Source organism: Actinacidiphila sp. bgisy160 (assembly GCF_057707815.1).
In genome coordinates this window covers 18,197-31,606 of the sequence record NZ_JBYIQW010000073.1, presented here as the reverse complement: position 1 = coordinate 31,606, position 13,410 = coordinate 18,197, and the positions used below count along the sequence as shown (strand labels likewise).

Genomic DNA, 13,410 nt, shown 5'->3' with positions numbered 1-13,410 from the left:
AATTGGGGGTGCCCCCAGTGGCCGGGGACCCCCCCCCGCGGCTCATGACCGGTCAGAGCGTGGCGAGCACCGCGAACGGGTCGGCCGCGCCGCCGTTGCCGACGGCGGCGATCCGGCGCCGCAGGGTGAACGCGGCGCCGGGTTCGATCGTCACCTGCCGCTGGGTCATCACCCAGATCCCGCAGGCGTACGCGGTGAAGCCCGGCTCGTCGTAGAGCAGCCCGTACGTCTGGCCGTCGGAACCGGTCATGCCCACCCAAGGCGCCGTCGGCTCGAAGTCGGCCGGGGCGGAGGCGGTCACGGTGCCGTGCCCGGCGACGCCGCTGCGCTGGCCGGCGCCGTCGTGGTCCAGCACGTCGCCCAACCAGAAGGTGCGGGCCTGCGTTCCGCGGTTGGTGAAGACGCTCTCGGCGGTGACCCAGGGCTCGCCCTCGCCGATCGTGAAGATCGTGACCACCTCGACGTCGGGGACCTGGGTGCCGGCGCCGGTGGCCCGCGCGGAGGCGACCGGGCCGCCCGCGGAGAGCACCTCCAGGGCGGTGGACCGCACGGTCAGCTGCTGCCACGCGTTGCTCCCGCGCGGCCGCGCCGTCGAGGCGTACGGCAGGTTCATCCAGTCCAGCTGGTCCAGGTGGCCCACGGCGGCCAGGTCCAGCGGCTTGCCCAGGGTGACCCCGGGCAGCTGGGGGTCCTGGGAGCCCGCCGACACGGCCAGCGACAGCATGCCGTTGGACAGCGTGACGTCCGTGGCCGCCGCCTGCGACTGCGGCCCGGGCACCGGGCGGCCGGTACCGGCCCGTACGGCGGCGCGCGTCATGGCCACGTCGCCCCGGGTCTGCACGCCCGCGCGCACGACGGCCGTGGCGGCCACCGGTTCGTAACCGACGCCGCCCACGGCGACCCCGTACTGTCCGGGCGGCGCGAAGGCCATGTACTCGCCGGTGGTGTCGGTGGTGACGGACGCGAACCGGGTGCCGTCCGCGGCCGTGACCGTCACCTGGACGTTGGCGAGCGGCGCGCCGGTCACCTTGTCGGTGATGCGCCCCACCAGCCCGTCGCCGGCGTCGATCCGCCGGGCACCGGGGAGTCCGTCGCGCACCTCGAAGGCGGCGATGGTGAACGCGGGGGAGGCCGCGTCGTCGCCCTTGAGGACGATGCGCAGGTCGGCGCGCCACCGGTCGCGGGTCACGTCGCACATCACGTAGCCGCGATAGGTGCCGTTGTAGAACTTCACGTGCGGGTTGGCGACGAGACCGGCGCGCACGTCGGCGTCCCAGCCGGCGCCGGAGGAGATCGACGTGCCGACGAACTCGGTGGCGACGACCGGTGCCTGGGGGTCGTCGAAGTCGGTCTTGAGGTCGTTGACCCAGTGGGTGTGCCAGTCGCCGCTGAGGACGACCGGGTTGGCGACGTCGTGGCCGGCGAGGAAGTCCAGGATGCGGGCGCGGGCACCCGCGTACCCGTCCCACTGGTCGAGGTTGACGATCTTCCCCGGGCCGAGGTCGTAGTCGAAGGCGGCCATGATGGTCTGCTGGGCGATGACGTTCCACCGCGCCTTGGAGCGGTCCAGGTTGCCGAGCAGCCACTTCTCCTGCTCCGGGCCGGTCATCGTGCGTTCCGGGTTCCAGACCTCGGGACCCGGCTCCTTGCGCCCGTCCCCGTACGCCTGGTCGGTGCGGTACTGGCGGGTGTCGAGCACGCTGAACTCGGCGAGCCTCCCGAACCGTACCTGACGGTACATCAGCGCGTCCGGGCCGGTGGGCCGCTGCTCGGGCCGCAGCGGCAGGTGCTCGTAGTACGCCTGGTAGCCGTTGGCCCGGCGCTCCAGGAAGGGACGGCCGTCGCCGGTGCCGCCCGGCACGCCGGCCGCGTAGTTGTTCTGGACCTCGTGGTCGTCCCAGGTGACGAAGAACGGGAATCGTGCGTGGGCCGCCCGCAGTTCCGGGGAGGTTTTGTAGAGGGCGTGCAGCCGGCGGAACTCGGTGAGGCTGCCGCCCGTCGTCTCGTAGATGTAGTCGCCGAGGTGGAGGACGAAGTCGAGGTCCTGTTCCGCCAGGTCGCGGTAGGCGGGGTAGGCGCCGCCGGTCCACGACTGGCACGACACGAACGCGAAGCGCAGCCGGTCGGCCTTCGCCCCGGGCGGCGGCATGGTCCGGGTGCGGCCGGTGCGGCTGCGGACCTCGCCGTACTGGAAGCGGTACCAGTACCAGCGGTCGGGGGCCAGGTCGTCCACGACGACGTGCACGGTGTGCGCGGACTCGGGCAGCGCCGTCACCGCGCCGCTCGCGACGACCTTCCGGAAGGACTCGTCCGTCGCCACCTCCCACCGCACCTCCACGGCCGTGGCGGGCATGCCGCCCGTCTCCGCGTCGAGCGGGTCGGGCACCAGGCGGGTCCACAGGACGACGCTGTGGTGGTCCGGGTCGCCGGAGGCGACGCCGAGCGAGAAGGGCGCGGGGTCCAGTTCCGCGGCGCGCGCGGCGAGCGCCTCGGTCAACTGGCCCGCGGCCAGGACGCCGAGAGTGCCGCCCGCGAGGGCGAGGAACCGGCGGCGGTCGAGGGTGCGCAGGGCAGGGCTGGTAGTCACGTCCGAAGATCGTGCAGCAGGCACACGTCCGGACGGGTGTCGCCGCCGGGAAGGGAGGGTGTCCAGCACATGGCGAGCGCGGTCAGCGTTGTGCGGGCGACTCCACGCAGGGGTGATGGGCACCATCCTCGCGAGTGCCGCGTCCTCGATCGGGGCGCCTGCGAAGGGGCGGCCACCACGCTCGGCGTCCCGGTCGCGTCGGCGGTCGCCGTCCTGCTCCTCCTGCCGACTGTCGTTGTTCCTCTGAGTCCGAGTCCTCCGGCCCCGGTGCCCGGTTCAGGGCGTCAGACCCGCCAGGACGGTACGGGCGGCGGCGCGGAACTCCTCGTCGTCGCGGATGATGTCGATCTGGGTGCCCGATCCCACGATGCGGCGCTCCCCGTCCGCGAGTTGGCGTACGCGGTCGAGCTGGGCGGCGGTGAACGCGGTGGGTCCGAGGGCGGCGAGGACCTTCAGCGCGGCGAGCGCGGAGTGCGCGTACGCGCCGGGCGCGAGCGACGCCAGGACGCGGTCGACGAGTTCCGTGAGCGGGACGCCGGCCGGGCGGTCACTGCCGGGGTGCAGGGCCACCAGCGCACGGGCGGCGGCCGGGGCCGTGGCCGGGCGGTCGAGCATCGACAGCAACCGCGGTACGGCCGCCCGCGCGGCGGGCCCGACGAGGGCGGCGACCTCGGCGGCCCGCCTGGCGGTGCGCTCGCCCCAGGGCTGCTCGGTCCAGGCCAGGCCCTCCAGGATCACGGGCAGCACGGCCTCCCCGTCAGCCGTCAGCTTCCAGACCGCGGCGGCCGCCGTCAGCGCCGCCTCCACCGCGGGAACGGTGGACCGCGTCTCCACCGGTTCGGCCAGCAGCGCCCGTAGCCGGGGAAGCAGCGGACGCGCCTGCTCGCCGAGTGGTGCGACGGCGCCGACGAAGTGGTCGCGCCGGTCGTTCGGCTCGTCGAGGGCCGCCTCCAGCACGGCGAGCAGGGCTGTGGCGTCGCCCGTCAGCGAGTGGAGCGCGGTTGCCGCCCCCTGACGGTCCGACCGGCGTCCGGACCCGGCGCAGGCCCGCAGCGCGGTGACCACGTCCGGGTCACGCCCGGCGTCGGCGACGGCGGCGAGCGCCCGGCCGACCACGAACGGGTGATGGGGGAGGGCGTCGACCAATTCGGGCAGCGCGGCGCGGGCGGACCGCCCCCAACCCGCCAGGAGGCCCGCGAGGTAGACCGGTTCGTTGACGGTGTCGAGGCCACCCGCCACCAGTGGCCGGCGCGCGGGGGGCGTCGCGGACCCGGCTGTCCGGGCCGCGAGCCGGGCGCGGACGGCGTCGAGCAGCGCCGCGGTGCAGGGCAGTGGGGCCGGAGGCTTGAGCGTGGCGCGACGGAAGGCGGCTTCCAGGGCCCGCGGCCGGCTCCCGAAGTGACGCGCGAGGAGGTCCGCCGCCTCGGGCGCGCCCAGCCACACCAGGGCGGCCAGGGCGCGGTCGGCGTGCTCACCCGTCCCCTCGGCGAGGCCGACCAGCGGGGGCACCGCCTGCGGCGCGGGCAGGGCCCAGTCGCGTACCGCGTCGATGACCATGCCTGCGGTGTCCGGGTGGTCGAGCAGTGGCAGCATCGCGGGCAGCAGCCGTGCCGGGGCGGTCCGGGAGCGCAGCGCGAGGCACTCGGCCGCCCATGTCGCCTCCCCGGCGGCCGCCTTGGGGTCGCCTGCGCGTACGGCTTCCACCGCGCCGTCCAGCGCCGAGACGGCGACGTCGATTGCGGCTGCGGCGTCGCCCCGCTCGTGCAGTCCGATGAGCAGGGCCCGCAGCGGCTGCCGTTCCCACGGGTCGCCCGCCGCATGGCGGCCCAGTGGCGACAGCTCCGCCACGACGGCACCCAGCCCGTCGTCCCACGGACGGCCGGTGTCCACGACAGCCAGCAGCGCCGCCACACGAACCTGCGGGGACTCGTCCGCACACGTCGCGGCCGCACACAGATCGTCGGCCGCGTCGGGGCCGACCGCGGCGCACGCGGTCAGCACCCCGGCCCGAACCGCCGGGACGGCCTCCGCCTCCCAGCGCTGTCGCAACGCCGCCGCGGCTGCCGGTCCGGCCCCCGGCCCGCACTGGGCGACGGCCCAGGCCGCACACTGCTGTACCTCGGGGTCGGTGTCCGACAACAGGGGCAGCAGCAGCGGAAGCTGCCCGACGACCGCGGCACGCGCGGCGCCCGGCCGTTCCGGATCGTGCTCGTCCGTGCTCTCGGCGATGGCGCCCACCATGCCGAGCAGCTCGGCGCGGCGCACATCCGCTGCCGCGAGCCGCGCCAGGAAGGGCACAGCCGGCACCGTTGCCCGGTACACCGTGCCCTGGTGCACGAGGCTGCTCCACAGCTCCTGCTCGGCCTCCTCGGCGGACTCCTGATCCGTGGAGGCCAACGCCCGCAGCAGGGCAGGGACATCACCGGCGGGGCCGTAGGCATGGTGCAGGTCCGCCCAGGCAACGCTGTCCAGGCCGGCGAACACGGTGTCGAGATCCATGTCGCGGATCCTTCCACAAGGGTCCGACAACGCCGGGCCCTACGTGCGGCGCAACGGCCTCGCCGAGCACGCCGCCTTCCTCGGGGCCGGCGAGCTCGCCCGGCTGCGGACGCCGGCCGAGGAACACCCCTGCGTCGGCGACGTCCGCGGCCGCGGACGCGGCCTCATGCTCGGCTTCGAACTCGTCGAACTCGTCGAACTCGTCGACCCGGTCCCGCCCCGGTCCCGGCCCCGGCCCCGCCCCGGGCCGCCCTTCACCTCCCGCCCGGCGCCTGCGGGCCTCGGCCGCCTACACGCGAGCAGCGGCGACGCTGCGTCCGCGGTCGGTCTCCGGGAACCGGTCGAGCATGGCGCGCAGTTCCGCGCCGTCGACATTGGCGCCGAAGGGCTCGGTGCCCGGTTCCAGGCGGACGCCCTCCGCGAGCGGGCCCGCGACGACGGGGTCGAAGCCGAGCGCGTCCACCAGGCGGGCGACCTCGGCGAGGTCGGCGGGGTCGTCGCCGGCGATGGCGATCGCCTTGCGGCCGGGCGTCCCGGCGGGCCGGGCTCCGTCCTCGAGATCGTGGTAGCCCATGTGGTTGAAGGCCTTCACGACGCGCGAACCCGCCAGGAACGCCTGCACGGTCTCGCTCGACGACGTGCGCGGGTCGGTGAGGTCGTCGCGTATGCCGTCGACCTCCCACCAGTAGTTCATCGCGTCGATCACGAGCTTGCCGCTCAGCGCCTCGGCCGGGACGGTGCGGTACTTGCCCAGCGGGAGGGCGAGGACCACCAGGTCGGCCCGGGCGGCGGCCTCGGCGGCGGTGACCGCGACCGCGCCCGGGGTGAGGACCTCCACCGTGAGCGCGATGGCGGCGGGGTCGCCCGAGCCCGCGATCAGCACGCGGTGGCCCGCGGCCAGGGCCAGCCGGGCCAGCACGGTCCCGACCTTGCCCGCGCCCAGGATGCCGATCGTGCGCACGCCCTCGGTGTCCATGTCGTCTCCGTTCCTGTTCCTGCGTCAGTGGGGGCGTCAGCCCGCGAGGATGTCGCGGACCATGGGGATCACCTTTGTGCCGTACAGCTCGACGGCCCGCATGCGGGCGCTGAGCGGCTGCGGTCCCACGGTGTAGATGAGGTCGAAGCGGCCGACCCCGAGCTCGCCGACGGCCTTGGCGATCTTGCGGGCGACGGTCTCGGGGGAGCCGACGTAGAGGGAGCCGTGCTCGAGCTCGGCGTCGAACTCCTCGCGGCGGACCGGCGGCCAGCCGCGCAGCCTGCCGATGCGGTCCCGCATCACCCGGTAGCTGGGCCAGTACCCCTGCCGGGCCTCCTCGTCGGTGTCCGCGACGAAGCCGGGCGAGTGCATCCCCACCGGGTGGGCGGTCGTGCCGAACTGCTCCGCCGCGCGCCGGTAGAGGTCGATGTAGGGCGCGAAGCGCGCGGGGGCGCCGCCGATGATGGCGAGCATGAGCGGGAATCCGTAGCGCGCGGTGCGGACGACCGACTGGGGCGAGCCGCCCACGCCGACCCAGGTCTGCAGCCGCCCGGACTCGGTTTTCGGGAAGACGTCCGCGTCCTGCAGCGGCGCCCTCGTGGTGCCGCTCCAGGTCACCGGCTTCTCGTCGAGGAGCTTCGCGAAGAGCTCGATCTTCTCCTCGAAGAGCACGTCGTAGTCGCTGAGGTCGTACCCGAACAGGGGGAAGGACTCGGTGAAGGACCCGCGGCCGAGGATCACCTCGGCCCGGCCCCGCGAGAGGGCGTCGACGGTGGCGAAGCGCTGGAAGACGCGGACGGGATCGTCGGAGCTGAGGACGGTCACGCCGGAGCCGAGCTTGATGCGCCCGGTGCGCGTGGCGATGCCGGCGAGGACGGTCTCCGGGGTCGACACCGAGTACTCGGGGCGGTGGTGCTCACCGAGCGCGAGGGCGTCGACGCCGATCTGGTCGGCCAGGACGGCCTCGTCGAGGACCGCCCGGAGGGAGGCCGCGTGGGAGACGGGCGCACCGGTGTCGTCCACCGGCACGTCGCCGAACGAGTCGAGGCCGAAGAGGAGGTCAGACATCGGAGGCTTCCTTCGTGAGCAGTTCGCGCACCATCGGCGCCACTTCCCGGCCCAGGAGCTCGATCGTGCGGGCGCGGGCCTGGCGGGGGAGGTGCATGATGTCGTATTTCAGGTCGAAGCGGTTCAGGTGCAGGTCGCGGGCGACCCGGACGATCTTGCGCGCAACCGTCTGGGGGGAGCCGACGAAGAGCGCGCCGTCGGCGACCTCCGCCAGGTAGCGCTTGTACGACGGCCGGTAGAAGCCGCGCTCCTCGGAGAACGCGGCCACGACCGGCTCCCAGTACCGCCACCAGGTCTCGACCGCCTCCTCGTCGGTGTCCGCGACGAGGCCCAGGGAGTGCTGGCCGATGGGCCGGGCGGGGTGCCCGTGCTGCTGGAGCCCGCGCCGGAAGAGGTCCACGTGGCCGGCGAAGCGCTGCGGGCGGCCCCCGATGATCGCCAGCATCAGCGGCAGCCCGTAGCGGGCGGCGCGCAGGGTGGAGTTGGGGCTGCCGCCGACACCGATCCAGGTGGGGATGCCGCCCTCGCGCATGCGCGGCCGGAGGTGCTGGCCGACCAGCGGGCTCCGGACGGTGCCGGACCAGGTGACCGTTTCCTCCCGCTGCAGGCGCATGAACAGGTCGAGCTTCTCGTCGAAGAGCCGGTCGTACTCGGACACGTCGTGACCGAACAGGGCGAACGACTCGGTGACCGAGGCGCGACCGAGGACGAGCTGGGCGCGGCCGTCCGACACCGCGTCCAGGGTGGAGAACGCGTGGTAGAGCCGCACCGGGTCATTGGTGCTGAGCACGGTCACCGAGGTGCCGAGCTTGACGCGCTCGGTGGCGGTGGCCATCGCGGACAGCAGGACCGGGGTGGCGGTGTCCATGTGTCCGGGCCGGTAGTGCTCCCCGACGCTGAAGACGTCGAGCCCGGCGGCGTCGGCGAGCGCGGCCTCCTCGACGAGCAGCCGGACGGTCTCGGCGTCGCTCAGTACGCGTCCGCCGTCCGTCGCGACCTCTCCGAACGAGTTGAGACCCAGTTCGAAGGCAGCGGGTGTCATGGTCCCCTCCTCCCTGCCTCCGGAACGGTTCCCCGCCCGGCGGCCATTTGATTGACGCGTCAAGCATGCAGGGATATGATTGACGTGTCAAACAGAAGGGGGCTCATGGAACGCGGACACGGGCCACTGCCCACCACCGAGGAACTCCGGATCTGGCGTGACTTCATCGAGACCACCGAGCGGCTCCGCTCCCACCTGACGTCGCGCCTGCACGTCGACTCCGCCCTGTCCCCCGGGGACTACGCGGTCCTGCTCGCGCTGCACGAGGCCGACGGCCACCGCCTGCGCTCCTCCGACCTCGCGGTGGCGATCGGCTGGGAACGCAGCCGCCTGTCCCACCACCTCGGACGCATGGAACGGCGCGGGCTGATCCGGCGCGTGGAGTGCACCACCGACAGCCGCGGCGCCGAGGCCGTCCTCACCGACGACGGTGCCAGGGCCTTCCGGCGCGCCACGCTGCCGCACCTCAGCGCCGTCCGGGAGATGTTCGTCGACGCCCTCACACCGGAGCAGACGGCCGCCGCGGGCGAGATCGCCCAGGCCCTTCGCGGCCGGCTGGACGCCGCCTCCGGCCCCAGGTGAGGTCCCTCTCGCCGGCCGCCCGGGGCCGGTGCCGTCAAGGCCGGGCGTACCGGTCGCCGATGACACCGCGCAGGCCCGCCGCGTCGCGCAGGGCCTGCCCGCGCGCCGCCTCGTCCTCCCAGGCCGTCATGTCGGGGAGGGTGGGGATGCAGACGAGTTCACCCATGTCCAGACCGACGAGCGCGGCGCGGACGAGGTCGTCGGCGTCGACGAACGACTCCTGCGGGAACAGATCGGAGTCCACCCCGGAGGCCTCGAAGAACTCGGTGCGCACGGGTCCCGGCAGCACGACCTGCACACGGATCCCGCCGCCCTCGACCTCGCGTTGCAGGGCCCGGGAGAAGTGAAGGTCGTACGCCTTGCTCGCGGCATAGGCGGCCCCGCCGGGCGGGGCGTGGAACGCGCCGATCGACGACACGTTGATCAGCGTGCCCGAGCCGCGCCTGTCGAAGGCGAGCAGTGCCGCCCGGGACAGCCGGGTCAGCGCGAGCACGTTCACCGCGACGAGCCGGTCCAGGTCCGCGGGCGCCGCCTCACGCAGCGGCCCGAGGGCTCCGAGTCCGGCCGCGTTGACGACCACGGCGAGGTCCTCGTGCTCGAGGACGGTCCGTTCCACCCGGGCGAGGTCGCCCGGCTCGGCCAGGTCGGCGGCGAGGACGGTCCCCTCCAGACCGGTCTCCCGCCGGACGGACTCGGTGAGCGCGGCCAGCCGGTCCGCGCGGCGGGCGACCAGGATCGGCGCGAAGCCGCGCCGGGCCAGCTGCTCGGCGTAGGAGCGCCCGATCCCCGAGGACGCACCCGTGATCAGCGCGGCGTGGGTGCGGTCTGCCTGTTCACGGGTCATGGGCACCTTCCGGGGGAGTGGCGGGCCCGTCCCGCCGTGCGGACCCGGTCCTTCCATCGTCGTGCCCCGGAGCCCGCCGCGCCGCACGGGCGGCGGGCCCGTCGCGGCCACCCACGCGCGTCATGCCTCCGGCGACGACCGTCAGACCCGGTTACGGCGCTCGTACGCAACCCGGAAGCCGAGCCGGAGCATGTCGTGCAGCGAGGAGTTGTGGGTGCCAGGTGTATCGGCGCCGGTCTCGGCGGCCGGCACGCGGCAGCCGAGGTCGCGCGCCGCCCTGGCCCGGGCGGCCGGCAGGGCGGCCTGCCGCCGGCCGGAACACGGCCCCCGGCGGGAGGGGCCGCGCGGAACGCATATCGGCAAAGTGACGCGCGTGATCCCCGTGGCGGGACACCGGCCGTTCGGGACCGGCACCCGCACGAGCCCCCGGGCGTCGCGCGGGTGGCAGGGGACGGCTCAGTCGATGCGTGCGCAGAGGTCGTCACTGGACGCGTGCACCATGGTCACGGTCTTGTGCCCGGTGACGCCGATGTCCATGGTGTACACGCCGTCGATGATGTAGAGGCCGCGCGCCAGGGTGCCCCCGGCCTGACCGAAACCGACCAGTACCGGGCCCCGAACCGACCAGTGCTGGGAGCCGTCGGGACGGTACTCGACGATCGCCCGGCCACCTGCGTCCGCGTCGTACGAGGCGCCGGTGGCGCTGTTCGTCACCCGTACGACCAGGTCGCCGCGGTACGCCGCCCGCTTCACCGACCCGTCCGGGTAAGTGTCCAGGACATGCCGCACCACCTCGTCGACGACGGCCTCGCCGTGGACGGGGAAGTCGCAGCGAAGACCGGCGGACACGTCCCAGGGCAGGGAAGGTACCGGTTCCCAGCCGCGACCGGCGGCGGTTCCGGTGTCACCTCCGGCCGGTGCGGCCGTGGCCGGCGCGGAGGCCAGGAAGGCTGCGGCGATCACCGACAGGGCTATGGCGGTTCTGCGCATGATCTCTCCTTGCGGAAGTGAGGCGTCAAGACGATCCGAGCGGCAGCCTCACCTCCGCGACTGACCGGATTCTCACCACCCCGCAGACCGCGGCACCGGAGTACGCCGCGCTAGACTCCCGCCCGACATGGAGTTCCGACTGCTCGGGCCCTTCGAGGCCCGCGACCAGGGCCGGCCCGTTCCGGTGGGCAGCCGCCGCCAGGAGCGGTGCCTCCTGGCGATCCTCCTGCTGCAGGCCGGCCACGTCGTGACGACCGCGCGCCTCATCGAACTGCTGTGGAACGGCGCCGCACCGGCCTCCGCCCGCGGCACCGTCCACACCTACGTCGGGCGGCTGCGCGCGCGTCTGCAACCGCACGGGCTGTCCATCGAGACCAGGCACGACGGATACGCCGTCGATCCGGGCGGCCACACGATCGACGCCCAGCGGTTCGTCGCGCTGCACCGGCAGGCCTCCGACGCCACCGACCCCGCGACGCGCGTGCGCCACTACGACCAGGCGCTGGCCCTGTGGCACGGCCCGCTGCTCGCCGACGTGGCGGACGACGACCTGCGCGGCCGGCTCGGCGGCACACTGGAAGACCTGCGGCTGTCCGCCCTCGAACAGCGCGGCGAGGTCCACCTCGCCATGGGTCTGCACGAACGGGTGGTGGCGGACCTGGCACCCCTGACCGGCACCCACCCGGGTCGCGAACGTCTGGTCGCCGCCCGCATGACGGCCCTGTACCGCTCCGGCCGCCAGGCCGACGCACTGCAGCTCTACCGGGACACGCGCCAGGCGCTGGTGACCGACCTGGGCATCGAACCGGGCGCCGAATTGGCGACCCTGCACGACCGCATCCTGCGGCGCGACCCCCGGCTCGACCGGCCGCCGGGGCCCCTCTACGCGGTGCGCGTGGGCGAGGAGTGGCTGCCGTGGAACACCAGCGGGCACCCGGCACTGGAGTTCTGCAACACCTACGCGGGCTGGGGTGGTTCCGGCCTGCCCGGCTCGGAGTGGCTGCGCGCCTACTCCACCCTCGCCGTGTGGGCCGGCCACCTGGACCTCGCAGAACAACGGCTCGTCACCCGGCTGCTGCAGGAGGCGCGGCAGCGTCCCGCCGAAGCGGACGCCGCCCTCGACGAGGCTCGCGCCTTCCGCGACGACCTGTACACCTGCCTGACCGACCCCCGGAACGCCCGAGCCTTCAAGGCCGTCGCCTACCTCGCGCAGGAAGCCGCGAGGCACTCCCTGCTCGTCCGGGACGGGGACGGCCTGGCGCAGTGGCGTCTGTCGTCCGCCGCCGGACTGCGCCTGCCGCTGCTCGCCACGGCCCGCAGCGCAGCCGAACTCCTCGCCGACCCCCGGCGGTTCACCATTCGCACCTGTCCCAGCGACAACTGCGGCTGGCTCTTCCTCGACACGAGCGGCCGCCGCAGGTGGTGCAGCCTGGCGACCTGCGGCGGCGGCCGTGAAGAGGCCGCCTGTACGTAGTCCGAGCCTCCCGGGCGTCCACTTCGTGATCCGCGATGCCGTATCTCCGTGCGCCCACGACGTCGATGAGGCGAGCGCGCGACCCCGGCCCGCCCGGCGGACTCCGCACGCGACCCATCCGACGGCCCGTCAGTTAACTTGGGAGGCATGATCAAGCAAGCCCCCGGGGAACGCCGCGCGCGGAGCGCGTACGTCGCAGCCGCGGGCGTCTTCGCGGTCGGCATGGCGGGGACGACGCTGCCGACCCCGCTCTACGGCCTCTACCGGGAGGAGATCGGGTTCTCCGAACTGGTCGTGACGGTGGTCTTCGCGGTCTACGCGATCGGAGTGATCGGCGCCCTGCTGGTCGCCGGCGACTTCTCGGACGTCCTCGGCCGGCGCCCGGTCCTGCTGACCGCGCTGGGGCTCGCGCTGCTCAGCGCGGTGTGTTTCCTCTTCCAAAACGGCCTGCCACTGCTGTTCGCCGGGCGGCTGCTTTCGGGGTTCTCGGCCGGACTGCTCAGCGGCGCGGCGACAGCCGCCGTACTCGAACTGGCGCCCCCAGGTCTGCGCACACGGGCCGCACTCGCGGCAACCGCGGCCAACATGGGCGGCCTGGGGTGCGGGCCGCTGCTGTCGGGAATCCTGGCGCAGTACGCGCCATGGCCCCTTCGCCTCCCCTTCCTGGTACACATCGCCCTGGTGCTCGTGGCGTTCGCCATCACGCGCGGCCTGCCCGAGACCGTGGCGGTCCGCAGCCCGCGTCCGCCGCTGCGCCCGCAAGGCATGGTCGTGCCGCCGGGAACCCGCGCGGCCTTCGTGCCGGCCGGGCTGGCCGCGTTCGCCGGCTTCTCCATGCTCGGCCTGTTCACCGCGGTGGCGCCGAGCTTCCTCGCCCTGACGCTGGGGGAGCGCAACCTCGCCGTCACCGGCCTCGTCGTCTTCTCCGTGTTCTGCGCCTCCACCGCCGGGCAGATGCTGATGGGCCGTTGGGGCGTCCGGCGCGCGCTGCCCGCCGGGTGCCTGGCGCTCACGACCGGCATGGCCGTCGTGGCGTCCTCGCTGGTGGTGGAGTCCCTGCCGGTGCTGGTCGTGGGCGCCCTGGTCGGCGGCCTCGGCCAGGGCATGTCGTTTCGTGCCGGCCTGACGGCGGTGAGCTCGATGGCCCCCGAGGAGCACCGCGGCGCGACGATCTCGGCCTTCTTCGTCGTCGCCTACGTCGGCATCTCCGTTCCGGTGGTGGGCGTCGGCGCCCTCACCCTCGCGCTCGGACTGCGGGACGCGGGAGTCGCCTTCACGATGTACGTCCTCGTGGTGTCGGCCGCCGTCGGGTTCTTCCTCCTGCGCCGTCCGCCGCGCCAGAGCTGAC

The 13,410-nt window shown here is 74.0% G+C and carries 10 protein-coding genes and 1 pseudogene; 4 read left to right on the top strand and 7 right to left on the bottom strand.

What is annotated here, in order from left to right; all coding sequences use genetic code 11:
- Positions 1-52 precede the first annotated feature (52 nt).
- Positions 53-2,587, bottom strand: a complete 2,535-nt coding sequence (locus AC3EUJ_RS33940; protein WP_431968306.1) for an alkaline phosphatase D family protein — start codon at positions 2,585-2,587, stop codon at positions 53-55.
- A gap of 276 nt (positions 2,588-2,863) precedes the next feature.
- The gene (locus AC3EUJ_RS33935; RefSeq protein WP_431968304.1) at positions 2,864-5,086 is read right to left on the bottom strand and encodes a hypothetical protein; all 2,223 of its coding nucleotides are present in this window, start codon (positions 5,084-5,086) and stop codon (positions 2,864-2,866) included.
- A gap of 40 nt (positions 5,087-5,126) precedes the next feature.
- Here AC3EUJ_RS33935 and AC3EUJ_RS33930 point away from each other — a divergent pair.
- Positions 5,127-5,321, top strand: a pseudogene (locus AC3EUJ_RS33930) (aspartate aminotransferase family protein); the annotation flags it as partial.
- Between the two features lie 54 nt (positions 5,322-5,375).
- Here the strand turns inward: AC3EUJ_RS33930 and AC3EUJ_RS33925 are convergent.
- From AC3EUJ_RS33925 to AC3EUJ_RS33915, 3 genes are read right to left on the bottom strand one after another with little or no spacing between them, the layout of a single operon-like run.
- On the bottom strand, positions 5,376-6,062 hold the full coding sequence (locus tag AC3EUJ_RS33925; RefSeq protein WP_431968302.1) for an NADPH-dependent F420 reductase: 687 nt from the start codon (positions 6,060-6,062) through the stop codon (positions 5,376-5,378).
- Positions 6,063-6,098: 36 nt separating this feature from the next.
- A complete protein-coding gene (locus AC3EUJ_RS33920) occupies positions 6,099-7,130 on the bottom strand; it encodes an LLM class flavin-dependent oxidoreductase (protein ID WP_431968300.1) in 1,032 nt (343 codons plus the stop codon).
- Complete coding sequence (locus AC3EUJ_RS33915) at positions 7,123-8,172, bottom strand: LLM class flavin-dependent oxidoreductase (protein ID WP_431968298.1); 1,050 nt, start codon at positions 8,170-8,172, stop codon at positions 7,123-7,125. The genes AC3EUJ_RS33920 and AC3EUJ_RS33915 overlap by 8 nt, the downstream gene beginning before the upstream one ends.
- Before the next feature lie 105 nt (positions 8,173-8,277).
- On the opposite strand from AC3EUJ_RS33915, the gene AC3EUJ_RS33910 reads away from it, so the two are divergent.
- Positions 8,278-8,754 carry a MarR family winged helix-turn-helix transcriptional regulator gene (locus AC3EUJ_RS33910; protein WP_431968296.1) on the top strand — a complete coding sequence of 159 codons (477 nt, stop codon included), beginning with the start codon at positions 8,278-8,280 and terminating at the stop codon, positions 8,752-8,754.
- Between the two features lie 34 nt (positions 8,755-8,788).
- Here the strand turns inward: AC3EUJ_RS33910 and AC3EUJ_RS33905 are convergent, their stop codons facing one another.
- On the bottom strand, positions 8,789-9,598 hold the full coding sequence (locus AC3EUJ_RS33905) for an SDR family NAD(P)-dependent oxidoreductase (RefSeq protein WP_431968294.1): 810 nt from the start codon (positions 9,596-9,598) through the stop codon (positions 8,789-8,791).
- Between the two features lie 456 nt (positions 9,599-10,054).
- On the bottom strand, positions 10,055-10,588 hold the full coding sequence (locus tag AC3EUJ_RS33900; RefSeq protein WP_431968292.1) for a hypothetical protein: 534 nt from the start codon (positions 10,586-10,588) through the stop codon (positions 10,055-10,057).
- A 127-nt stretch (positions 10,589-10,715) separates the two neighbouring features.
- On the opposite strand from AC3EUJ_RS33900, the gene AC3EUJ_RS33895 reads away from it, so the two are divergent.
- Both AC3EUJ_RS33895 and AC3EUJ_RS33890 read left to right on the top strand, forming a co-directional pair.
- Positions 10,716-12,062, top strand: coding sequence for an AfsR/SARP family transcriptional regulator (locus AC3EUJ_RS33895; protein WP_431968290.1), 1,347 nt, complete (start codon positions 10,716-10,718; stop codon positions 12,060-12,062).
- A gap of 147 nt (positions 12,063-12,209) precedes the next feature.
- A complete protein-coding gene (locus AC3EUJ_RS33890; RefSeq protein WP_431968288.1) occupies positions 12,210-13,409 on the top strand; it encodes an MFS transporter in 1,200 nt (399 codons plus the stop codon).
- The last annotated feature ends 1 nt before the right edge of the window (position 13,410 follow it).

What these genes read in the sequence shown, in the direction of transcription:
- AC3EUJ_RS33935 (WP_431968304.1), bottom strand. Translation starts at nt 5,086, where the DNA reads ATGGATCTCGACACCGTGTTCGCCGGCCTGGACAGCGTTGCCTGGGCG.
- AC3EUJ_RS33925 (WP_431968302.1), bottom strand. Translation starts at nt 6,062, where the DNA reads ATGGACACCGAGGGCGTGCGCACGATCGGCATCCTGGGCGCGGGCAAG.
- AC3EUJ_RS33920 (WP_431968300.1), bottom strand. Translation starts at nt 7,130, where the DNA reads ATGTCTGACCTCCTCTTCGGCCTCGACTCGTTCGGCGACGTGCCGGTG.
- AC3EUJ_RS33915 (WP_431968298.1), bottom strand. Translation starts at nt 8,172, where the DNA reads ATGACACCCGCTGCCTTCGAACTGGGTCTCAACTCGTTCGGAGAGGTC.
- AC3EUJ_RS33910 (WP_431968296.1), top strand. Translation starts at nt 8,278, where the DNA reads ATGGAACGCGGACACGGGCCACTGCCCACCACCGAGGAACTCCGGATC.
- AC3EUJ_RS33905 (WP_431968294.1), bottom strand. Translation starts at nt 9,598, where the DNA reads ATGACCCGTGAACAGGCAGACCGCACCCACGCCGCGCTGATCACGGGT.
- AC3EUJ_RS33900 (WP_431968292.1), bottom strand. Translation starts at nt 10,588, where the DNA reads ATGCGCAGAACCGCCATAGCCCTGTCGGTGATCGCCGCAGCCTTCCTG.
- AC3EUJ_RS33895 (WP_431968290.1), top strand. Translation starts at nt 10,716, where the DNA reads ATGGAGTTCCGACTGCTCGGGCCCTTCGAGGCCCGCGACCAGGGCCGG.
- AC3EUJ_RS33890 (WP_431968288.1), top strand. Translation starts at nt 12,210, where the DNA reads ATGATCAAGCAAGCCCCCGGGGAACGCCGCGCGCGGAGCGCGTACGTC.